General features: G+C 38.8%; 19 protein-coding genes. 1 reads left to right on the top strand and 18 read right to left on the bottom strand.

The genetic code is table 11. The features are described from left to right. Positions 1-2: 2 nt before the first annotated feature. From FFM62_RS03810 to FFM62_RS03785, 6 genes are all read right to left on the bottom strand, one after another. Positions 3-2,312 (bottom strand): glycoside hydrolase family 65 protein, encoded by a 2,310-nt coding sequence (locus tag FFM62_RS03810; protein WP_115470824.1) that lies wholly within the window; start codon positions 2,310-2,312, stop codon positions 3-5. 21 nt (positions 2,313-2,333) lie between these two features. Continuing rightward, a complete protein-coding gene (locus tag FFM62_RS03805; RefSeq protein WP_115470823.1) occupies positions 2,334-3,845 on the bottom strand; it encodes a PTS transporter subunit EIIC in 1,512 nt (503 codons plus the stop codon). Positions 3,846-3,861: 16 nt separating this feature from the next. Continuing rightward, on the bottom strand, positions 3,862-4,350 hold the full coding sequence (locus FFM62_RS03800) for a PTS sugar transporter subunit IIA (RefSeq protein ID WP_115470822.1): 489 nt from the start codon (positions 4,348-4,350) through the stop codon (positions 3,862-3,864). An 11-nt stretch (positions 4,351-4,361) separates the two neighbouring features. Continuing rightward, positions 4,362-5,066: a trehalose operon repressor gene (treR, locus tag FFM62_RS03795; RefSeq protein WP_115470821.1), complete on the bottom strand. Its 705-nt coding sequence runs from the start codon at positions 5,064-5,066 to the stop codon at positions 4,362-4,364. A 316-nt stretch (positions 5,067-5,382) separates the two neighbouring features. Then, complete coding sequence (locus FFM62_RS03790; protein ID WP_115470820.1) at positions 5,383-6,366, bottom strand: LacI family DNA-binding transcriptional regulator; 984 nt, start codon at positions 6,364-6,366, stop codon at positions 5,383-5,385. 46 nt (positions 6,367-6,412) lie between these two features. Continuing rightward, complete coding sequence (locus tag FFM62_RS03785) at positions 6,413-7,891, bottom strand: sucrose-6-phosphate hydrolase (RefSeq protein WP_115470819.1); 1,479 nt, start codon at positions 7,889-7,891, stop codon at positions 6,413-6,415. A 233-nt stretch (positions 7,892-8,124) separates the two neighbouring features. Between FFM62_RS03785 and FFM62_RS03780 the strand changes: the two genes are divergently transcribed. Beyond that, positions 8,125-10,044 carry a sucrose-specific PTS transporter subunit IIBC gene (locus FFM62_RS03780; RefSeq protein ID WP_115470818.1) on the top strand — a complete coding sequence of 640 codons (1,920 nt, stop codon included), beginning with the start codon at positions 8,125-8,127 and terminating at the stop codon, positions 10,042-10,044. Between the two features lie 87 nt (positions 10,045-10,131). Here FFM62_RS03780 and map read toward each other — a convergent pair whose 3' ends face one another. From map to coaD, 12 genes are all read right to left on the bottom strand, one after another. Continuing rightward, on the bottom strand, positions 10,132-10,935 hold the full coding sequence (gene map, locus FFM62_RS03775; RefSeq protein WP_115470817.1) for a type I methionyl aminopeptidase: 804 nt from the start codon (positions 10,933-10,935) through the stop codon (positions 10,132-10,134). Between the two features lie 21 nt (positions 10,936-10,956). Continuing rightward, the gene (locus FFM62_RS03770) at positions 10,957-11,592 is read right to left on the bottom strand and encodes an NAD(P)H-binding protein (RefSeq protein WP_115470816.1); all 636 of its coding nucleotides are present in this window, start codon (positions 11,590-11,592) and stop codon (positions 10,957-10,959) included. Positions 11,593-11,749: 157 nt separating this feature from the next. Further along, positions 11,750-12,880: a peptide ABC transporter substrate-binding protein gene (locus tag FFM62_RS03765; protein ID WP_307722226.1), complete on the bottom strand. Its 1,131-nt coding sequence runs from the start codon at positions 12,878-12,880 to the stop codon at positions 11,750-11,752. 38 nt (positions 12,881-12,918) lie between these two features. Next, the gene (locus FFM62_RS10440) at positions 12,919-13,359 is read right to left on the bottom strand and encodes an ABC transporter substrate-binding protein (RefSeq protein ID WP_307722225.1); all 441 of its coding nucleotides are present in this window, start codon (positions 13,357-13,359) and stop codon (positions 12,919-12,921) included. A gap of 186 nt (positions 13,360-13,545) precedes the next feature. Next, entirely contained in the window at positions 13,546-14,343 is a 798-nt protein-coding gene (locus FFM62_RS03760) for an alpha/beta fold hydrolase (protein ID WP_115470815.1), read from the bottom strand. 34 nt (positions 14,344-14,377) lie between these two features. Beyond that, entirely contained in the window at positions 14,378-15,784 is a 1,407-nt protein-coding gene (gene lpdA, locus FFM62_RS03755) for a dihydrolipoyl dehydrogenase (protein WP_115470814.1), read from the bottom strand. A gap of 3 nt (positions 15,785-15,787) precedes the next feature. Then, positions 15,788-17,089 carry a 2-oxo acid dehydrogenase subunit E2 gene (locus tag FFM62_RS03750; protein ID WP_115470813.1) on the bottom strand — a complete coding sequence of 434 codons (1,302 nt, stop codon included), beginning with the start codon at positions 17,087-17,089 and terminating at the stop codon, positions 15,788-15,790. Further along, on the bottom strand, positions 17,082-18,062 hold the full coding sequence (locus FFM62_RS03745) for an alpha-ketoacid dehydrogenase subunit beta (protein ID WP_115470812.1): 981 nt from the start codon (positions 18,060-18,062) through the stop codon (positions 17,082-17,084). The genes FFM62_RS03750 and FFM62_RS03745 overlap by 8 nt, the downstream gene beginning before the upstream one ends. Before the next feature lie 2 nt (positions 18,063-18,064). Continuing rightward, entirely contained in the window at positions 18,065-19,201 is a 1,137-nt protein-coding gene (locus FFM62_RS03740; protein WP_115470811.1) for a thiamine pyrophosphate-dependent dehydrogenase E1 component subunit alpha, read from the bottom strand. A gap of 16 nt (positions 19,202-19,217) precedes the next feature. Then, positions 19,218-20,216, bottom strand: a complete 999-nt coding sequence (gene lplA, locus FFM62_RS03735) for a lipoate--protein ligase (RefSeq protein WP_115470810.1) — start codon at positions 20,214-20,216, stop codon at positions 19,218-19,220. Between the two features lie 268 nt (positions 20,217-20,484). Next, entirely contained in the window at positions 20,485-21,543 is a 1,059-nt protein-coding gene (locus FFM62_RS03730) for a SepM family pheromone-processing serine protease (RefSeq protein WP_115470809.1), read from the bottom strand. Between the two features lies 1 nt (position 21,544). Continuing rightward, on the bottom strand, positions 21,545-22,021 hold the full coding sequence (gene coaD, locus FFM62_RS03725; RefSeq protein WP_115470808.1) for a pantetheine-phosphate adenylyltransferase: 477 nt from the start codon (positions 22,019-22,021) through the stop codon (positions 21,545-21,547).

Here is a 22,021-nt window from a genome sequence, read left to right as displayed (position 1 = left end):
TGTTAACCTCCTGAAACTTGTTGTTCCTCATTGGCATGTAAATTAATAGTCCTATTGTAAATAGTTACCGTAATATCCTTATCAGCTACGACTTTCACGTCATTAGGATAAATATCTAACGAAATTAAAACACCACGGAACTTTTGCTTAAATGACAGCCTACGCCAACCATTAGGTAAACTTGGATTGATTACAATATGACCGTCTCGCAATGAAACCCCTCCAAATTCATTTTGAATGACTTCCAGTGTTTCGCCCATGACACCAATATGAATACCTTCTGCCGTTGTACCACCTTGAATATCATAATAATCTGAACCAATAGCCGTCTTTAAATACTCTAATGCCTTTTCTTTATTACCTAATGTAATATCAATACCAGCAAAAACAGGTCGTGACGTCGTTGAACCATGAACCGTTCGGGCTAGATAATAATCAGTATTTTTCTGTAACCAATCTGTTGGCAGAGTATACCCAAGCTGATTAACTAGTTTTACAAAGTGATTTGCACCTAAGTTATACAACGTCATCAAAGTATCGGTCTGTTTGGCAACCTGGTAATCATCCGGTGATAATCCTTCCGCTTTCATCAAACGATCAATTCGATGAATATCGTCATATTTTTGTCGATATGCCTCAAAATCGACTGTTTTCAAATCAAAATAACCAGCATATTGGGCAATGATACCTGCATCGCTAATTTCTAATGATAACCGGGTTGAGACATCTTGTGCTTTTTCTAGCAATACGTCATCAATGGCTGGCAAATTTTCGTGTTGACTAAGTTCTTGTAGCCAATTCAATGCCCAAGTTAACATCAAATTTGTATAAGCATTATCGGTGATGCCGCCAGTATCAGCATTTGGATAAGCTTCATGGAATTCATCTGGTCCCATCACACCTGCTAAGTGATAATGGCCGTCATCTCCTAGAGTCACTTTGTTTAACCAGAACTTTGAAGTCTCAACAACGACATCGAGGCCACCCTCCTGAAGAATGCTTTCATCACCTGTTAACTGCACATATATCCATAAATTATAAACAATCGCTAAGGATACATGACGTTGGAGCCTTGAATTATCAGGATCCCACTCATTATTAACCGTATTTAAATGAATAACTTGCGCTTGTTCATCACCAGTCATGCCAGATTGCCAAGGATACATTGCACCACTTTCACCATCAATCTTGGCATTGGCTTGGGCACCCTCTAAACGATTAATACGATATTTCAAAATATCCTTAGCAGTCTGCGAATCATTAGCTGCTAGATAAGGGACAACAAAAATTTCATCCCAAAAAATATGACCTCGGTAACCTTCACCAGTTAGACCACGTGAACCAACAGAAGCATCTAGGTACTGATTAGCGTAGTGCTGTGCTGATTGTCGAAGATGAAAAACGTTCATTCGAATCATTCGTTGCAAATCAGGATCATCACTATCTAGGATGATATCTGCTTCAGACCAAACATCCTGCCAATACTTAACAGAATCAGCAACAATTTCTTTAAATGTGACATTAGTCAATTGTTCATCAACAACCTGCTCTGGATCAGCCTCTTCGTAACTTGTAGCAATACCGATAACTCGTTCAATATTAATCGTGTCCCCAGGGGTTAACTTAAAATCACCCGTAGCAACTATCTGGTCTTGTCCTGTTGTCACTGAAAATTCAGCTGCATCACTATTTGTTTTTGCACCTACGACCAATTTGATGCCTGACTGTCGGGTTTCAGCGACTAATTTATCTGTCGTTAAAGCAGTCACATCAAATTCTCTTGATTCAAAATCGCGATAGCGTTTAACATTTTTATTTTCAACACGACCATCAATAATAGTTTGAACAGTTACATCGGCTGTAAAATTACCACTAATCGCAATAGATAGGCCGATTTGATGCATCTTAAATGGATTGACTGCTTTCTGAGTTTTTAATGTCAATTCCCCTTTAACAGTTGGTATTGTATAGCTCTCTGAGAGAATACCGCTATCAAAATTGAGTACTGATTCCCGTGTTGTAGGATCAAATACGACTGGTTCACCATCGACAGCCAACTTTAATAACTGTGGATTGGGCAAGTTGACCATATCCTCATTAATAACATCGCGACCAGCAACTGGTGTTGACGTTTGATTAAAGACCCCCGCAACATAAAGTCCTGGATAATGATCATCACTATAAGATGTCATAATCGGGGCACCACGCCAACCAAGATACCCATTCCCTAAAGTAAGTAATGATTCTTCACCATAAGCACGAACACCATGCGAGACCGTGTCGTAACTTAATTGCCAATTATTTGAATTCATCAAAAGCTCCCTTCCTCAAAATCAGTCGTTAACAGCATCCTTAAATACGTTTTTCTTTTCAGCATTCTTGGCATTCTTCACATCAGAATCCTTGAAGCCCCAGAAGTAGACCGCAATGAATGAAACAACTGTGGTTACTGTAGCGGCGATGACGAAGTACCAAATGTTATTTGGATCTGTCTTTGAGAAGAATGATGGGAATCCAATCCATGAACCGGTGAACCCAAACATATCAACATGTAACAGTCCAGCAATCAGTCCACCGACAGCACCACCAATATTAGCCATCCAGAATACGCGACCATACTTCAAGTTAATTCCATACATTGCCGGCTCAGTTACACCAGCAAATCCTGACAAGGCACCAGCGAATGCCAAGCTCTTAATATTTGTAATCTTGGTTTTTGCCCAAACAGCTAGTGCCCCAGCACCTTGTGCAATCATCGTAAAGTTAATCAAACCATTCAAAACTGAATGACCGGTTTGTGCAATATCGTTAGAAATAAGTGGGATAATCATCCAATGCAAACCGAAGATAACTAGTACTTGATATAGACCACCAATTAGTAATCCAGCAATTGCCTGATTCAATGTCACTATCCAATTAATAAATGTTGCCAATCCAGATGAAATCAATGTAATCACCGGACCAACAACTACTAATACGACGATTGAAACAATAAACAACGTAAATAGTGGCTGGAAAATTGAACGCAAACTCAATGGCAAGACCTTTTTGAACCAGTTACCAACTGGCCTTGCAAGCCATGCAGCAAAGATGATTGGGAAAATTGAATACGTATATGATGGAATATGAATCGGTAACCCAAAGAAGTTCGCATTCATGGTTACCCCTAGGAATTCAACAAAGTTCTTTGACGTTTTTTCTCCCAATTCCACCATCGTTGGATGTACTAACACACCAGCAATGGCAGCAACAATAATCGGATCCGACTTTAATTGCTTAGCAGCGGTATATCCAACCAAAATTGGCAAGAAATAAAATGTCGAATCACCAATTGTATTAATGATTTGATATGTCGCTGAAGATTCATTGATCCAACCTAGGTTAAACGTAAATAACGTTAAAATACCTTTTAAAATACCAGAAGCAGCTAACAAACCGATGATTGGCATCATTGATCCAGTAATTGTTCCAATCAATAATTGGAAACCATATTTAATCATGCCAAAGAATCCATCTGGTTTATTCGATTTCTGACCACCAGTTGCTTCAACAGCGGCATCAGTTGCCTCTTCGTCAACAACATCATCTCCCAGTTGTTCAATTACTTTATCGTAGACATCTTCTACTGCTTGTCCGATAACCACTTGATACTGACCTAATTGCGCATTATAGACAGCACCTGCAACACCATCTAAGTCTTGAATTGCATCCGTATCTGCCTTTTTCTCATCATTCAAATAAAATCGTAAACGTGTAATACAGTGAATGACCTTATCAACGTTATCTTTACCACCGACATTTGTAATAATGTTCTGTGCTAGTTCATCATAATTTTGTTTTGCCATCTCAATTCTCCCCAATTTAACCTATGGCAATCGCTTGCCCAATCTGACTTCCAGCAGATGAATTTCCTACATCTACAGACAAAGTATCTAATTTTTCAGCCGAATTTGTTATTAACACCATCGTTGTCTTTGGTAATTTCGCATCATCAACCTGCTGCCAGTCTACTGTTGCCAAGGTGTCCCCACCTTCTACAACATCCCCAACTTTCACGTTTGGTGTAAATGGCGCACCATTTAGTGAAACCGTATCAATACCAATGTGTACGAGTATTTCCAAACCATCGGCCCTCTCTAAACCAACAGCATGCCCTTGTTGAATAGTCACTTTACCAGCAACGGGGGAAACGATCGTGCCTTCCGTAGGCTCTACAGCAAAGCCATCCCCCATCATTTTCCCAGCAAATACAGGATCAGAAACGTTTTCTAAATTAATAACCTCTCCTGTTACTGGCGTGTACAATTTGTTGTCATCGGCAACTGTTTTTTTCTTTCCAAACCCAAACATATAGAGTCCTCCTATTTATGACGTCTTGCAAATTCAACACTTGTAAAGCGATCTGCACGATGTCGTGATTCAGTATAAGATAAGATGCGATTATCAGATAGACGGGTTTCACTCCGAATAACTACCATAGACATCCCCTCATCAATATGAAGTAACTGTCGATCTTCAACATTTCCTTTTTCAACTGTCATTCGTTTAACTGCATAATCAATTTGTAGACCTAACTGATTTTCAAAGTAATCAAACAATGAATTCTTAGCCGCCGTATGCGGAACATGATCAATAACAGCTTGATTAATATAATCATAATCTAAGACCATCTCTTCACCATCAACCCAACGCCGACGTACGACCAATGTACTTAATACTGGTGAGTCACCTCCTGTTATTTTTTCCGGAACAGGCACATTTTGCTTAATAACAATGACATCATTACTAGCATCTAGGTGCGCTTGCGCAACCATTTCACGATAACTTTCAAGTGTTGAAACAGGGAATACAAAATGCTTTCGATCCAAAACGACTGAACCTCGGCCAGGTAGCCTTTGGACATAGCCATCATTAGCCAATGTCTTGACAGCTTTACGCACCGTCTCACGAGAAACTTGATAACGTATAACAAGTTGCCCGTCACTAGGTAAATAATCACCTGGTTGGTAGACATTATCTTGTAATGCTTTCAAGAGGTCAGAATATATTTTTTGATATTTTTCCATTTCAATATCCCCTTTCAACACGTTCAGTGTACATGAATATGAAAACGGTTTCAATTCATTTGTACCAAGCTTTGTATAACTAGACTAGTCAGGTCTTGGCTAACTATGCATAGGCAAGCATTTCTAGACTAGTCAGGTTTTTTTTAGGTTTTAGACAATTCTTGATTATTTTTCTTATCTGACAGTACCCTAATATGTCTGAGGTTTTCTTAGATTATCATGTTAGGAATAGATTGGCTGACTAATTTTTGCACAAAAAAATACAGTTTTGAAAATAAAAAACACTTCATTTCAAAACTGTATTTGTCTATCAAATTTACACTGTGCCACCGTGATATAAAGAGACCGGTAAAATAAAATCACTCTCTTCAAGTTTATCTTCACGATTTGTTATACGATTAATCAAACTTTCAACAAGCATCATAACGATATCATCCATTGGCTGTACCACCGTCGTCAGTTCAGGAAAGTATGTTTGAACAAACTCAGTACCATCATAGCCAACTATTTTTAAATCATTTGGCACTTTAATATTCAGCGCACGGGCAGTTTGTAATACCAGAATAGCCGTTAAATCATCACTACAAATAATACCGTCGACGTGATTTTTCTTTAAAAATTGTTGAATAGAAACTTGCTTGATTTTTGGGGTTTCATCAAAGAAAATTGGAAAAACATGATTTTCCAAGCCTAATTTAGCCATTTGTTGTTGATACCCTTGCAAACGCCGATCAGTTGGGTTACCTTTTTGGTTTGGATTTCCCATAAAGTAAATATTTTTTGCACCTGCTTTATATAGGGTATTTGTTGCCAAAATCCCCCCCTGCAAGTTATCGCTACTGATTGTTGGCATCCCGGATATGTAACGCCGATCAAAAGCCACAATTGGCAAATTTGTATTTTGATATTCTTTAATGCCTAAATTGTGCGCACCCGTGATAATACCGTCAACTTGGTTAGCAATTAACATTTGTAAATAGTTCCGCTCTTTGTCAACATCATCCGCAGAATTACACAAAATAACCTTATATCCTTGCAAGAATAACTGCTTTTCTAATTTTTCAATTAATTCTGCAAAAAAAGGATTTGTAATACCAGGAAAAATAAGACCAATGATATGCGTCTTTTTCCCTTTCAAAGATCTTGCTAAAGAATTTGGCTGATAGTTCAATGTCGCCATTGCATCATAAACTTTTTGTTTTGTCGTCGCGCTCAAATAACCGTGATTGTTAATAACACGAGAGACAGTTGTTGGTGATACACCGGCTTCTTCAGCAACATCAGATAACTTTGGTTTCACAATGACACATCCTTTTTTTCTTCAATATAAATTTCTAATAATTTAGCTATTCCATACCGCTTAATGCAATATAACTACCTGAATATTTTAGCTTATTTTGTTCAGAAAACGCAATCATTGTTTGTGCTTGTGGTGCAAAGAAACGTAATGTCATCACTTGCTCACCACCATTTATAAAAATCTCACAAATTGAATGATCAACAAAGATATCTAGTGACAGTTTGTGATGTGAAGTGACATTCACTTGGCGTGTTTCACCATATTCAGTTGCAAATTGCTCCCCTACATTTGATCGGTCAACAATTAAATAACCGTCATTATTTGTATCAAATTTTAATTGTAGCGCATGATTACTGCTGCCATCACTAACTAGTAATAAATTACCTGTTTGATCAGGTGCCAAATCTAAGCGCAACTCATATTGTTGCTTGGCATCAGTAACTAATACGCGTTGATTTTGGGGTAATGTTTGTTCTACAACAGCCAAAGTAGACATAGCAGTGACTGGTATTTGATAAAGTTTGTCATCGACTACTTTTAGTCGTTTTACTAAACTCAGGCAATGCGCCCAATTTTCTTTATCCGTTGGATAGCTTATTTCAGGTAGCCCAATCCAACTTATCAAATATGCCTGTCCATCTGGTGCATTAAATGCTTGACTGGCATAAACATCAAAGCCATTGTCTAGTTGATTTAGCATCGATGTATCTGAATACCAAGTACCAGTTTTAAAATCTAGCTGACTACCGATCGTATAGACGTTCGGATAAATATTTTCTGTTGGCAAAACATTCTGCGGTAATCCTTGTGGACAAAAAATTAGCACAGGTTTTTCGTCAACATAAACTAAATTTGGACACTCAACCATATATCCCAAATCACCAAGATTATGTTGTATGTATCCCATATCTTCCCAATTTTTTAAATCCTGAGTTTTATATAATGAAAATTCACCACGTAAATTTTGTTTATCCTGCGCACCAATTAAAGCGAAATAGTCATCATTTACTTTTAACAATTGTGGGTCTCTAAAATGCTCAGTCACATAATCAGGCGCTTCAATAAGTAGTTGGTTTACTTTTGTAATTTGGTTATTTTCATCCATCCAAGCACCAATCTGATAACTATGACGCTGCCAATTTTTATTTCGTACATTTCCCGTGTACATCAGGAATAATCGATCCTTGATTACTTGGGCTGATCCAGAATAGGCACCATGTGAATCATAGCGGTCGCCCGGTTTTAATGCGATACCTAAATTATGCCACTGGACTAAATCATCTGAAACACAATGAACCCACGATTTTAGACCATGGACTGGTCCAAAAGGAAAAGCCTGATAAAATATATGCCATTGACCATTAAAATAAGAAAATCCATTAGGATCATTCAGTAATCCTGAAGTTGGATGTATATGAAACGCTGGCTTGTACACTGACGATGATACTTGTTCTGCTAAATTTTCTTTATCTACTTTTGAATATGCGCTGTAAGGTTGGTATCTTTTTTCTCTCGTCCAAATCATATGAATTAATCCCCTATTAAATTGGAAATGGTTACTAAATTAGAAAATTATCACTTCTAAGATAAAATATGCAACACAATATGTCAAACGTTTAACATAACGAAAGACTGATAAATAATTTAAAAAAATTAAATCATTAAAGTTTATGTCAAACGATTGACATAAAACAAAAATAAGGTATCCTAATAAGTGTAATTATAAAGAAAACGCTTTCAAAAATAAGGAGTAGACAAATGGATCATAAAAAAGTCGCTAATGAGATTGTCTCAGCGGTTGGTAAGGACAATTTTGCTGCTGCTGCACATTGTGCAACACGACTACGATTAGTTATCAAAGATGAAAGTAAACTAAATCAAGATGCTCTAGATAATAATGATGATGTTAAAGGAACATTCAAAACAAATGGTCAATATCAAATTATTATTGGTCCTGGGGATGTTAATAATGTCTATGACGAATTAATAAATATTGCAAATGTTACGCCAGTTTCAACTGAAGAGCTTAAAAATGTCACTCAAGATGGTAAAAAGAAAAATCCAATCATGGCTTTTATTAAATTACTATCTGATATTTTTGTGCCAATCATTCCAGCCTTAGTAGCTGGTGGTCTGCTAATGGCATTAAATAACTTTCTAACTTCACCTGACTTATTTGGGCCAAAAGCTCTAGTAGAAAGTTTCCCAATTATTAAGGGATTCTCAGCGATGATTCAAGTCATGTCAGCTGCTCCCTTCATATTCATGCCCATCTTAGTCGGTATTTCAGCCGCCAAACGTTTTGGTGCTAACCAATACCTAGGTGCAGCTTTAGCTATGATCATGGTGTCACCAGATTTAATAGCCAATCAATCATGGGACATTTTCGGTTTAACTGTTTCACAAAATAACTACTATTATCAAGTTATTCCTGTCCTAGCTGCCGTTTATATTTTGTCGTTAATTGAAAAATACTTACATAAAAGATTACCATCTGCAGTTGACTTTACTTTTACACCTTTAATTTCATTAATGGTAACTGGTTTTCTAACATTTGTTATCGTCGGACCAGTCATGCGCCTACTTTCAGATGGTGTTACTAATGGGATTGTCTTTATCTATCAAACATTAGGTTTTGTGGGAACAGGGATTTTTGGACTGTTATACTCGCCGATCGTATTAACCGGGCTTCATCAAAGTTTTCCTGCTATTGAAACACAATTAGTTACGGCGTTCACACAAAATCACAGTGGTTATGGTGACTTTATATTCGTTGTCGCTTCGATGGCAAACGTTGCTCAAGGAGCTGCAACATTTGGTGTATTTGCGTTGACAAAAAATAAAAAGATGAAAGGATTATCTTCTTCTGCCACTGTATCTGCCCTATTGGGAATTACTGAACCGGCGTTGTTTGGGGTTAATCTAAAATATAAGTTTCCATTCTTTTGCGCTTTGATTGGTTCCGGTGTGGCAGCGGCATTCGCTGGCTTAATGCACGTCATTGCGGTATCACTTGGATCAGCAGGATTCCTAGGCTTCTTATCAATTAACGCAAAGTCAATTCCCGCATATCTGTTATGTGAAGTGATTTCATTTGTGATTGCCTTTACCCTGACCTATCTGTACGGTAAGAAAAATGCAGCGAAGTTTGCTATCATCGATGGTGGTAACAAAAACGATGATGCTAAACCAGCTACTAATGCATCAATCAAGACTAACTTAGCTGATGAAATTGTTAACGCACCCGTTTCTGGTACAGCAATTAAATTAGAAGACGTCAATGACCAAGTATTCTCTTCTAAATTAATGGGTAATGGTGCCGCAATCGTACCAAGTGATACAACCATATACGCACCGATTTCTGGGACAATAACAGTTGCTTATGAAACCAAACATGCTTATGGTATTAAATCAGATAATGGTGCAGAGATTTTAATTCATCTAGGAATTGATACTGTTAATTTAAGAGGACAATATTTTGATGCTAAAGTTTCACAAGGTCAACATGTTACTGCAGGTGAACCATTAGGTAGTTTTGACATTGAAAAAATTGCTGACGCTGGGTATGATCCAACGCTAATTATGGCAATTACGAATACCGCAGACTTCGCCAACGTTGAACCGATCGAAACTAACCAGGTCAAAAACGGTGACCCATTAGTTGCTGTAACAGCTTAAGATTTTAATAATCAAGAATATGCACAAAAAAGGCAACCCGTTTTTTAATAAATCGGGTTGCCTTTTTGTGCTAATTATTCAAAATGATTAATCTTGCCATAAATACTTGGCATCGCCAACTGGATCTTGGGATGTCAAAATTTTAGGTCCGTCATTCGTAATCGCAATTGTATGCTCATACTGTGCTGACAAGCTACCATCTCCTGAGACATAATACTCCCATCCAGTTTCGGGAACGATTTCAGTATTAATTTCCCAGTCACCACCTGCATTGACCATCGGCTCAATGGTAATGACCATACCAGCTTTTAGGCGTAATCCTTTATGTGCGACCCCATAATGGAACACATCTGGCTTTTCATGCATCGTTGGACCAATACCATGACCAATCAAATCACGGACGTCACCCATATGGTTTTCATTTTCCACATAGTCTTGAATGGCAAAACCAATATCACCTAAACGATTACCAACTTGCGCTTGATCGATTGCTAAGTACAAAGCCGTGTGAGTCACATCCATTAAGTGATCGATTTCGGGTGTACTTTCACCAACAACGTAGGTCCAAGCAGAATCACTTTCATAACCATGCCAATTAACACAAAAGTCCACTGTCACAACATCATGATTTTTTAATTTTAATCCTTTACGTGGTGTTGCGTGTGCTACTTCATCATTAATGCTAATGCAAGTGGCATATTTATATCCTTCAAAGCCCTTTTCTGAAGGTTTTGCATCATGATCAAGAATATATTGGTTAACAATTTCCTCAATTTCCCAAGTATCCATGCCAACATATATTTTATCTCGTAATGCAAGATGGGCACCCGCTAGAATTTTACCAGAGTGTGCCATACCTGAAATTTCTCTGTTTGATTTTAAAGTGATCAACTTTTTCTCTCCTATAAGTAATTATGATATTTTGTTTGTCAAAACACTGGATTGTTGATTAATAATTTTAAGCATTTCCTGATTAAACTTTTGGCGTTTAACTGGACGATATTTTTTCAAAAAATTCAAATGTAATCCATAGATGGCGAAATGTAATAATACGCCTGGAATGAAATTAAGCATACGTTGTTTATCGTACACCATTCCAGGATAAACAGCTACAAATCGATTATCCAACTTTTCGACACCGTAATCAATAACCTCTTCTTTTGCTTTCATATAATTTTTAAGCGGCCATGGTGCATTATTAGCAGCAATAAAGACAAACCTCGTTTGCGTTGTCTTGGCCATTAACTCGTCAATAACCGTTTTTGCAGGATCAATACTGTTTTTCTGATAACTCGTATTTTTCCGTTTACTAGGTAAAAAGATTCCCACACAATCAACGACAACATCTGAATTATCAATGACCGTCTGCCAATGACCTGGTTTAGTCAAATCAACAGCCAAATAAGTCACAGAATCGACTAAGTTTGTATGATTTTGGGCACCAGAACGAGATAAACTAGTCAGTTCGTAATTATTTCTATCCTGGACGAGCGCAGATAGAATTCCCTGACCAATATAACCTGTTCCACCCATAATTGTTATTTTCATTGTCCCCTTCTTTACTTAATTGAGAATCGTCATTGTTCATATATGATATTTCTATTTATTTTAACATTAATTAAAAGGCGTTAATGGATTTAAAGAACAAAACAGGCCGGAACATTTACTATGCTCCAGCCTGTTGCGTTACTATAAATTATTTAGTTTAGTGTTTAACAGCATACTTAAAGTTAAATGGTGCGCCAGTTGGATTGGCCACAACACCCTTAACTTTAGGATTCAATAATGACGCCGTTGAACGGTAGTACAAAGGTGCAACACCTGCTTCCTTCTCAAGAATTTGTTCGGCCTTCTTGAAGTCAGCATATTGTGCCTTCTTGTCATTAGCATTTTTACCTTCAGCACTCTCCAAAGCGGCATTGTAGTCTTCATTCTGCCACTTACCATAATTGTATGATGCATCAGCCTTATACAAATCTAAGAATGATGAGGCATCAGGATAATCAGCCAACCAACCAAAGTTTAGCATTTGGAAATCACCATCAGTACTCAACTTCAAACGTTGCTTCTTTGGGACTGTTTTAATTGAAACATCCATACCGTCCAAATTCTTTTCTAATTGTTCTTGTAAGAATTGGGCAACACGCTTTGAGGTATCATCATCGTCAGTTAACAATTGAACCGATAGCTTTGACTTATCAACTTCCTTAAGGCCAGCCTTGAACAACTTAGCTGCCTTCTTCTTATCATAGCCAACTGCCCCCTTTACTTCAGCATCGGTTGCAAAATCCTTGTTATTATTAGGATTCTTTACTAAGCCTTTAGGTGTATAGGTAGTTGCCGGAATAGCTGACCCAGTAACAATTTGATTTGATAATGCCTTACGGTTGACAGCATAAGAAATGGCTTGACGAATCTTAGTATTCTTGAATTCAGGTACCTTTTCTTGATTCATTTGCAAGGCTTGTGTTGCACCAGACTTAATCTCCTTATAACCCTTCTTGCTCTTTGAAGCCTTCACCTGATCTGGCGACAATGGTGTAAAATCAAGTTTCTTTCCTTGATACAAGTTATAACCAGTATTTTGGTCCTTAATGGTTTGCACAGCAATTTTCTTAGTTTTGACCTTATCCGCATCATAGTATTTATTATTCTTTACATACGAATACTTATTATTTGAACCTGACCAGCCTTTAAATTTATAAGGCCCCGCTGACAAATAGTTGGCAGCTGAAGTTCCAAACTTGTTTCCCTTTTCTTCCACAAATTTTTGGTTCTCTGGGAAGAACACAGGCATTGTTAATTCTTGTAAGAAATATGATGCAGGAGATTCCAAAGTCACCTTCAAAGTCTGATCGTCAACTGCTTCGATACCTAATTCTGAATAGCCTTTGCATTTTTAACACTATCTAACAAATAAGCATATTCTGAAGCTGTTTTAGGGTCTATTGAACGTTGCCAGCCATAGACGAAATCTTTTGCTGTCAAATCATCCCCATTTTCCCACTTTAATCCAGAACGTAAGTGGAAAGTGTAAGTTAGACCATCATCTGACTTTTCATAACTCTTTGCTGCTTCATTTTCAAGTTTGCCGCCCTTACCAAACTGCACCAAAGGCAAACTCGTGGCACCCAATGCATCTGCCGATACAGTATCTGTAGATTTGGCTGGATCCATGGTTGGTAATGCCGCAACTTCTGACCAATTAATTTTCTTACCTGTAGACGCTGCCGATGCCGAAACTGCTGGTAACGCAACACTCCCAACCATTGTCACTGACGCAGCAACTGCGGCAACTTTTCCAAATTTTCTCATACCTAATTCCCCTTTGTGAACGGTTTAATTTTAATAGTGTTATTATAATAGCATGCACTTTCTCATTTGTCTAATTGTTTTTTAATTTATTCAATGAAGCATAAAAAAAGATGTCTAGACTTTATAACCTAAACATCTTATTTTTAACTATACACATCGTGAACAGTTGCGTTACCAAAGACATGCTTAATTAAATTTTTTTATAAACCCTAACACAACCTGGTTAAATTCATCCGGAAATTCCAAATGTGGGATGTGACCTGCGCCGTCAAAGACGTGCATTGCCGAACCTGTAATCCCTTGTAGCTCAAGGGCATGCTTTGCATGATCTACTGGGTACATTGGGGATGCACCACCCGCCAAAAATAGATGTGGTATCCGTTCATGACGAACAACATCACGCCAATCTTGGACAATCCCATCAATCATCAATGGGCGATTTTTTTCAAAGTCAAACGGCACATAACCGTCTGAGACTTGACGTTTCAGCTCTTTTGGAATGGCTTGTTTAACTAGTTTTGTCGTCGGGAAACTATCAGAAATTTGACTAATACGGGCAAAGGAGGAATCTTTAACACCATATTGCCAGCCATCTTCGTTCAACATTTTGGGTGTCTGATCTTCAGTCACAATAACATTTACTTGGCGATCACCAAATAGTGAAATATACTGACTGGCAACCATCGCTCCCATTGAATGGCCAATCAAGGTAAATTGGTTTACATGTAAGTAATCCAATAAATTGGCCAAATCCATCGCTAACCGAGAAATACGTAAGCTTTTGTCCGTCTGTTCACTCTGACCATGATTACGATACTCAAAACGCAGTACGCGAAAGCCCGCAGCTTTAAATGCTTCGACTTGCGCTACCCACGTGGTTATCATACTTGTATAGCCACCGAGAAAGACGACGACTGGATGATCACTGTTACCATCGAATTGATAATGTAATCGCACACCGTCATTTGTTTTAAAGAAAGACATTGCCTACCCACCTCTACATCGTTATTTTAATCTATTATACATGAATACCTAGACCATCTGCCACTTCGGCAGCATCCATAATAGCCTCACCCAAAGTTGGGTGTGGGTGGATCGTTAACGAAATATCTTCAGATGTTAAGCCATTTTCAATCGCTAATGAAAGTTCAGAAATCAAGTCAGATGCTGACGGTCCGACAATTTGTGCACCCAACATGGCATTACTATCCTTATCAGTAATCAGACGAATAAAGCCCACGCCCGCATCCATTGCTAAGGCACGTCCATTACCAGCAAATGGGAACTTACTAATTTTAGCGTTTAAGTCCTTTGCCTTAACTGATTCTGGTGTTTCACCAGTTGTTGCTAATTCATATTGCGTATAAGCAACAGCTGGTAGTGAATAGTGAAGGTCATGTGCATTGCTTGCGCCACTAATGGCAGCTGCGGCAACTTTACCTTCAAAGCTTGCTTTATGGGCCAAAGCAGGTCCAGCAACAATATCACCAATTGCATAGATATGTGACACACTGGTCTTCATTTGGTTATCCACTTCAATCAAGCCATGATCACCGACTTTAACATCTGTATTATTTAGTCCTAATGTATCCGAGTTAGCACGACGACCAACTGAAACTAACAAGTAATCACCTGTCACTGTTTGTTCCTTGCCATCAACTTCATAAGTCAATGTAACATCTTTGTCGGTCTGTGTTGCACCTTTAGCCATAGCTGAAGTTACAATTTCACCACCATGCTTCTTAAAGTCATTCAAAACAGGCTTTGTCATTTCCTTGTCGAAGCCATTCAATGTATGATCTAACCCTTCAACAATGGTTACCTTCGATCCCAAGTTTGAATAAGCACCACCAAGTTCAGAACCAATGACACCACCACCAACAACGATGAGGTGTTCAGGTACTTCTGGTAAACTCAACACACCAGTTGAATCAACGATACGACCACCAAATTTCAAACTAGGAATTTCTACTGGACGTGAGCCAGCAGCCACAATGGCATTTTCAAAACGCAATAACTGGTGACCATCTTCTTGAACCACATTTAATGTTTCATTATCATTGAATGTTGCTTTACCTTTGATAATTTGCACGTGATGTTTCTTCAACAACATTGCAACACCACCAGTCAATTGATCAACAACTTTATGTTGCTTCCAATCTTGCGCTTTATCCCAGTCTAACTTACCAGTCATGGACAAACCAAAGGGATTCTCCTCTTGACTGTCACGATAATGATGACCAACATTTATTAAAGCCTTTGATGGAATACAGCCAATGTTTAAACAAACTCCACCAATATCGTCTCGTTCAATCAAAGTTACATCTTGACCTAGTTCGGCAGCACGAATAGCTGCAACATATCCTCCAGGCCCTGAACCAATGATAACTGTACCAACATCAGTCGCTTCTGCTCCAACAACCATTTTCTATACCTCCATCAACATATAGCTAGGATCAGCCAACAATTTCTTTAAGTAATTCATTGATTGTTGACCTAACATACCATCAATCAAACGGTGGTCATAACTTAGTGATAGCTTCATGTTTTGTCCAACAGCCAATTCACCATTTTCATCAACGATTGGTTCCTTCAAAATTGAACCTAAGCCTAGAATAGCTGATTCTTTACCATTAATAATCGGTGTGAACCAGGTACCACGAGCTGAACCTAAGTTAGAAATTGTAATCGTTGCCCCTTGCATTTGGGCAGGCTTAATCGTTCCCTCACGGACAGCACTAGCTAAGTCAGCAATTTCAGTGGCAATTGTCATAATCGACTTACTCTCAGCATGGGCAACAACTGGTACGTACAATCCTGAAGGTGCATTAACAGCCACACCAACATTAACCGTATCGTGGTAAATAACTTCATGACTATCCATATCGATAGAAGCATTGATTTCAGGGAACTTCTTACCAACAGCAGCCAATGCCTTTACCGCATAAGCTAAGTAAGTCAACTTAACACCTTGCTCTTTAGCTGGCTCCTTGAAGTTTGAGCGGTGAGCAACAAGCTTTGACACTTCAACACTATCAAAGTTGGTAACTGTAGGAATTGTTGAATTCTGTACAGACATTGCGTTTGCAATTGCCTTACGAACACCAGACATTGGTTGCCGTCCTGACTTCGTATCAGCTACTTCAACCTTCTTTTCTGTTGCTGGCTTCTCATCGGGAACACTAGCCTCAGGTGCAACAGGTGCTGCTTGTGGTTCAGGTGTTGGTGCTTCAGGCGCTGCTGGTGCCCCAGTAAATTCAGTCACATCAGTCATTGTAATGTGACCATGACGTCCTGATGCAGGAACCTGTGACAAATCAATGTTCTTTTCAAATGCGTAGTGACGCACTGATGGCATGGCTAAGATTTGTCCATTGGTTGCAACAACATTACCAGCAGGAGCTGCAGGTGCGTCAGAAGTTTCTGGCTCATCAGCAGGTGTCTCTTCCTCCTTTGGTGCAGGGGCTGCTTCACCAGCTCCAGTACCACTACCATCACCATCAAACTCAATCAATGGATCACCGACTTCGACCGTTGTATCAGGGTCCACGAACAACTTTGTAACAGTTCCGGCGTATGGTGACACAATTTCTTGAACTAACTTATCGTTTTGCACTTCAGCAACAGAATCATCAACCTTAACTGTATCACCAACCTTAACTAACCAGTTTGTGATATCCCCTTCGGCCATTCCTTCACCGATATCAGGCATCGTAAAAATCTCAGTCATAGTTCACAACCTCCTTGGCCTTAGCAACAACGTCATCAGCCTTCATCATCCAATCATTTTCTGCTTGAGCGAATGGGTATACTGTATCAGGTGCAGCTACACGGCCAATTGGTGCTTTCAAACTCAAGATAAAGCGTTCTGAAATCTCAGCCATCACGGTAGCTGCAACTCCAGCCATACGTTGTGCTTCTTGTACCACAACAACACGACCTGTCTTCTTAACCGATTCGCCAATTGTTTCAATGTCAATTGGTGACACCGTACGAAGATCAACAACTTCTGCTTCAATGCCTTCCTTGGCTAGCTCATCAGCAGCCTTTAAGGATACAGGCACCGCACCACCATATGAAACGATGGTTACATCAGAACCTTCACGAGCAATCGCTGCTTTATCCAATGGTGTTGTATAATAACCATCAGCAACTTCACCCTTCATTGAACGGTACAAATGCAAATTCTCTAAGTAAACAACCGGATCATCAGATTCAATTGAACTTAATAGCAAACCTTTTGCATCAGCTGGGTTAGCTGGCATAACAACACGAAGTCCGGGAACTTGTGCCACAATACCCTCCAAATTATCCGCGTGCATTTCAGGTGTCTTAGTACCACCACCATATGGTGAACGAACAACAATTGGCATATTACGTGTACCATTGAAACGGAAACGTGCACGTGACATTTGACCAGCAATTGAATCCATTACTTCGAATAAGAAACCAAAGAATTGAATTTCCATGATTGGTCGATAACCAGTGGCTGCTAATCCAATAGCTAAACCACCAATTCCTGATTCTGCCAAAGGCGTATTGAATACGCGATCCTCACTATACTTTGCTTGCAAACCATCAGTAGCACGGAACACACCACCATTTTCTCCAACATCTTCACCAAAAATTAGGGTGTTCTCATCTTTGTCCAAAGCTAAATCTAAAGCATCCTGAATTGCTGCAATATATGTTTTATTAGCCATAATTACTTACCCTCGCTCTCGAAGTGCTCAATTTGTTCCTTCATTACTTGTCCTGGAACTTCCAAAGTATTCTTTAGGAAATCAGAGATCTTTTGCTTGTCAATGTTATCAGCAATCTTAATTTGATCATCGATATAACTATCTACTTCAGCAATATAGTCATCTTCCTTCTCGTCGTTCCAGATACCCTTTTCACTCATAAACTTACGCATACGAATCAATGGCTCTTTCTTCCACCACTCAGCAATGTCTTCCTTAGTACGATAACGTAGTGGATCATCACCGGCTGTTGAGTGTGGCTCCAAACGGTTAGTCAATGTCTCAATCAAAACAGGACCATTACCAGCAGCAGCCCAAGCACGAGCTTCTTTAGCTGCCAAGTACATTGCCAATGGATCCATTCCATCAACAACTAAACTAGGAATACCTGATCCCCAACCCTTAGCTGCCAAATGTGGTGCAGCTGTTTGCAACTCACGAGGCGTTGAAATAGCGTAACCATTATTTTGTACGAAGAACACAGCGTTTGCCTTGTAAGCTGAAGCGAAGTTCACACCTTCATAGAAGTCTCCTTGTGAAGTTCCACCATCACCTGTGTATGCATAGGCAACAGCATCTTCCTTACGCTTCTTCAAGCCTAAGGCAACACCAGCTGCTTCAACATATTGTGCACCAATAATGATTTGTGGCATCCATGAGTTAACTGGTTCGCCATCTTCTGTAGTAAATTCATTTCCTTTAGCATGGCCACGTGACCAAAGAATCGCCTTCCATACTGGCCATCCCTTATCAACAATTTCAGGAATATCACGATATCCTGGAAATAGCCAATCTTCCTTACCGAAAGCATAAGCTGAAGCCATTTGTGAAGCTTCTTGTCCAGCAGTTGGTGCGAAGAATCCAAAACGACCTTGCTTAGCTAATTTCGTTGAACGAATATCTAGTTGACGACTGAATAACATTTTCTTCATAATTTCAACTAGATCTTCATCTGTTAATTCAGAACGCTTGTAAGCTGCCTTATCCAACAATTTTCCATCATTATCCAACAGTTTTAATGTTGGAAAAAATTCATCTTGCGCTTCTAGTTGCTCATCAAAATCTAAAACCTTCTTGTTTGCATCTGCGATACTTGCCATTGCATGTAGCCCCTTTCTACTTATCACTGTCTCCAGTAAACAATACCGCTAACTCATCGTTGGTAATACCACCAAAGTATTGGCCATCCGAATTAGAATTCAAGACTTTAAGGATTGCCTCAGGTGAGAATACCTGACCAATGAACTTATCTTTAATTTCACGCCAATCACGAACACCTAAGAAATCCCCTGTAAAATCAATATCTTGGATTTTACCTTCCTTAACATTCGCTTTAACGTCAACACTACCGCCATCATATTTCGCGTGATTCGTGAAATCAAACACAGGACTCTTACCATAATTCCAGTCCCAAGTTGAGAACCGCTCGTCACGCCAACGTTTAATGTCAGCGATTTGCTCATCGGTCAGTACCAATTCACCATCTTTCCCCTCGTCGGTCAGATAGTAACGTAAAGCTTCCATAAAGTCTTCTAAAGTTTGACCTTCTGGCGCATAGTTCTTAATGTTACCTACCCGTGCACGCACGGACTTTGCTGCCTTTGAAATGAATTTTTCATCGGCAACATTTAACGACCGAACCATGGCCTCTACGTCAGTGTCCCACATCAACGTACCGTGGTGCATAAGATAACCACCTGCGTAACGTTGTGCATTACCTGAGACTTTCTTACCATCTACTTCTAAGTCATTTCGACCAGTAATCTTGGCATCAATACCAATTGCGTGTAGTGCGTCATACATTGGCTCAACGAATTGTTTAAAGTTGACCTCACTACTACTTTCAACTGGCACATAGAACGTGAAACAAATATTCCCTAAGTCGTGGTAGACAGCGCCACCACCTGACATTCGGCGAACAACTTGCACCCCCTCTTGATCAACATACTCCTGATTAACTTCCCCAAAAGTGTTTTGATTTTGTCCCACAATGACAGCTTTTTTATTCTGCCATAGTGTGAATACTGGCTCTTTTGGCTTAAGGTTGTATAACAACCAACTATCCATAGCAATATTCTGGTAGGCATCTGTGCCTAAATAATTAATATACCTCAATACATATGTCCCCCTCCAAGAAAGCGCTTGCATCTTTCTACATGTTTCATTATATCACTATTTGCCTATCCTACAAAAGAGCCTTGTGATATTATGAACAAGTTGACAATTCATTTATATAGTATTTTTATTTATGTTATAAACCGTATATAAAATATTTTTTTAAATAAAAAAAGTCACTATCAACACATGCAAATGTGTTATCATAGCGACATTTTTTTATTTATTTTTATATTTTATGTGTACCGTATATGCAACTACTTCTAATTTAGTGAGCGCGTAAATATGTTAGTGCATCTGAAAATGTTTTAACTGGTACTACTTTCATATTAGGTGCATATTTTTTAGCCGCCTTAACGGCTTCTTGATAATTTGTTTTACCATCAGGTTCATATTTCAGATTTTGCTTAGTCGGTTTAATATAAGGTGCAAAGAATACTTTAGCCCCAGCATCATGAGCAACAATAACCTTTTTATCAATGCCGCCAATTTCACCGACACGACCATTTTTATCAATGGTACCAGTTCCCGCAATCTTACGACCATTAGCCAAATTTTCTGAAGCCAGACCATCATACATCTGCAAGGCAAACATCAAGCCACCAGAAGGACCACTGATTTCTCCCATGTTTGCTGAAATTTGACGTGGTGAGGAAACGTCAACTGAATCAGTCAAAGCAATACCAATACCTGGCAGCTTTTTTGTACCAGTTAAAGCCACTGACTTACCCGTAGCGGTTTTAGGTTTGTCATTCTGCTTATAAGTAATCGTCATCGAGGTTCCAACTTTATTTGATCGAATATACTTTTGAAAACCTTTAGCAGAGCTAAATTGTTTATTATCAACAGCGGTCACCGTATCACCGACACGTAGCTTATTCTTAAAATTCGAATTTTCCTGAACAGACATCACGTAAATACCGTTAAACGTCCTTTTATAAGGTACTTTTGCTTCTTTGTAAGCAACTGCTTTAGCCTCATTTACAGCTGAATTCATATATATTTTATTAATGGCTTGACTATCCGATGCACTTGAACCACCATTGGCCTCACGACTAGTCATCAATGTTGTCGTTGGATTAAGAGCAGCAATGATTGCGCCCAGTCCGTTCACTTTAGACAAATAAACGGCAGTAATCATGTATTTCCCGTCAGCCTTGGGCTTTTTACCATCTATTTTAATATATGATTTTAAATCATCTGCCTCGCCCGGTGATTCCGCATATAGTGGTAATGGCACAACTAACCCAATTAAAACCAAAACCAGACTAATTATCCCAACTATTTTTAAACGTTTATACTTCTTATTTACTTTTTTTGTTCCCATATTATTTACCTAACTTTTCATTCAAAGCTTTTTCTATATTGTTAGGTACATATTTTGAAATATCCGTACCAGTGCTAGCCACCTCTTTTAGTAACGAGCTCGATAAGAATTGATGATCTGGTTTAGCTAAGAGAAATACAGTTTCAACATCGCCTAATTCCTGATTCATCTGCGCAATATCTCGCTCATATTGGTAATCTTTTTCGTTTCTGAGACCCCGAATTAATACATTTGCATCAATCTTTGTCATGAAATCTACGGTTAAACCAGACATCTCAACAACTGACACATTCTTTAAATGAGCAGTTGCTTGTTCAATTAGCGCAATCTTTTCAGAAGTTTGAAAAAGATAATGCTTACTCAAATTGGTACCAACGCCAATAATAACCTCATCAAAAAGTCCTGCTGCACGACGGGCAATATCCAAGTGGCCGTTCGTAAATGGATCAAAACTACCTGGAAATAATGCTTTTACCAT

It is taken from the genome of Weissella thailandensis, assembly GCF_005405465.1.
In the GTDB taxonomy this organism is placed as follows: domain Bacteria; phylum Bacillota; class Bacilli; order Lactobacillales; family Lactobacillaceae; genus Weissella; species Weissella thailandensis.
This window is presented reverse-complemented; position numbering and strand designations above follow the sequence as displayed.

Coding starts and splice junctions, on each gene's coding strand:
- FFM62_RS03810 (WP_115470824.1), bottom strand. CDS start 2,312: ATGAATTCAAATAATTGGCAATTAAGTTACGACACGGTCTCGCATGGT.
- FFM62_RS03805 (WP_115470823.1), bottom strand. CDS start 3,845: ATGGCAAAACAAAATTATGATGAACTAGCACAGAACATTATTACAAAT.
- FFM62_RS03800 (WP_115470822.1), bottom strand. CDS start 4,350: ATGTTTGGGTTTGGAAAGAAAAAAACAGTTGCCGATGACAACAAATTG.
- treR (WP_115470821.1), bottom strand. CDS start 5,066: ATGGAAAAATATCAAAAAATATATTCTGACCTCTTGAAAGCATTACAA.
- FFM62_RS03785 (WP_115470819.1), bottom strand. CDS start 7,891: ATGATTTGGACGAGAGAAAAAAGATACCAACCTTACAGCGCATATTCA.
- FFM62_RS03780 (WP_115470818.1), top strand. CDS start 8,125: ATGGATCATAAAAAAGTCGCTAATGAGATTGTCTCAGCGGTTGGTAAG.
- FFM62_RS03770 (WP_115470816.1), bottom strand. CDS start 11,592: ATGAAAATAACAATTATGGGTGGAACAGGTTATATTGGTCAGGGAATT.
- FFM62_RS10440 (WP_307722225.1), bottom strand. CDS start 13,359: ATGAGAAAATTTGGAAAAGTTGCCGCAGTTGCTGCGTCAGTGACAATG.
- FFM62_RS03760 (WP_115470815.1), bottom strand. CDS start 14,343: ATGTCTTTCTTTAAAACAAATGACGGTGTGCGATTACATTATCAATTC.
- lpdA (WP_115470814.1), bottom strand. CDS start 15,784: ATGGTTGTTGGAGCAGAAGCGACTGATGTTGGTACAGTTATCATTGGT.
- FFM62_RS03750 (WP_115470813.1), bottom strand. CDS start 17,089: ATGACTGAGATTTTTACGATGCCTGATATCGGTGAAGGAATGGCCGAA.
- FFM62_RS03745 (WP_115470812.1), bottom strand. CDS start 18,062: ATGGCTAATAAAACATATATTGCAGCAATTCAGGATGCTTTAGATTTA.
- FFM62_RS03740 (WP_115470811.1), bottom strand. CDS start 19,201: ATGGCAAGTATCGCAGATGCAAACAAGAAGGTTTTAGATTTTGATGAG.
- FFM62_RS03730 (WP_115470809.1), bottom strand. CDS start 21,543: ATGGGAACAAAAAAAGTAAATAAGAAGTATAAACGTTTAAAAATAGTT.
- coaD (WP_115470808.1), bottom strand. CDS start 22,021: ATGGTAAAAGCATTATTTCCAGGTAGTTTTGATCCATTTACGAACGGC.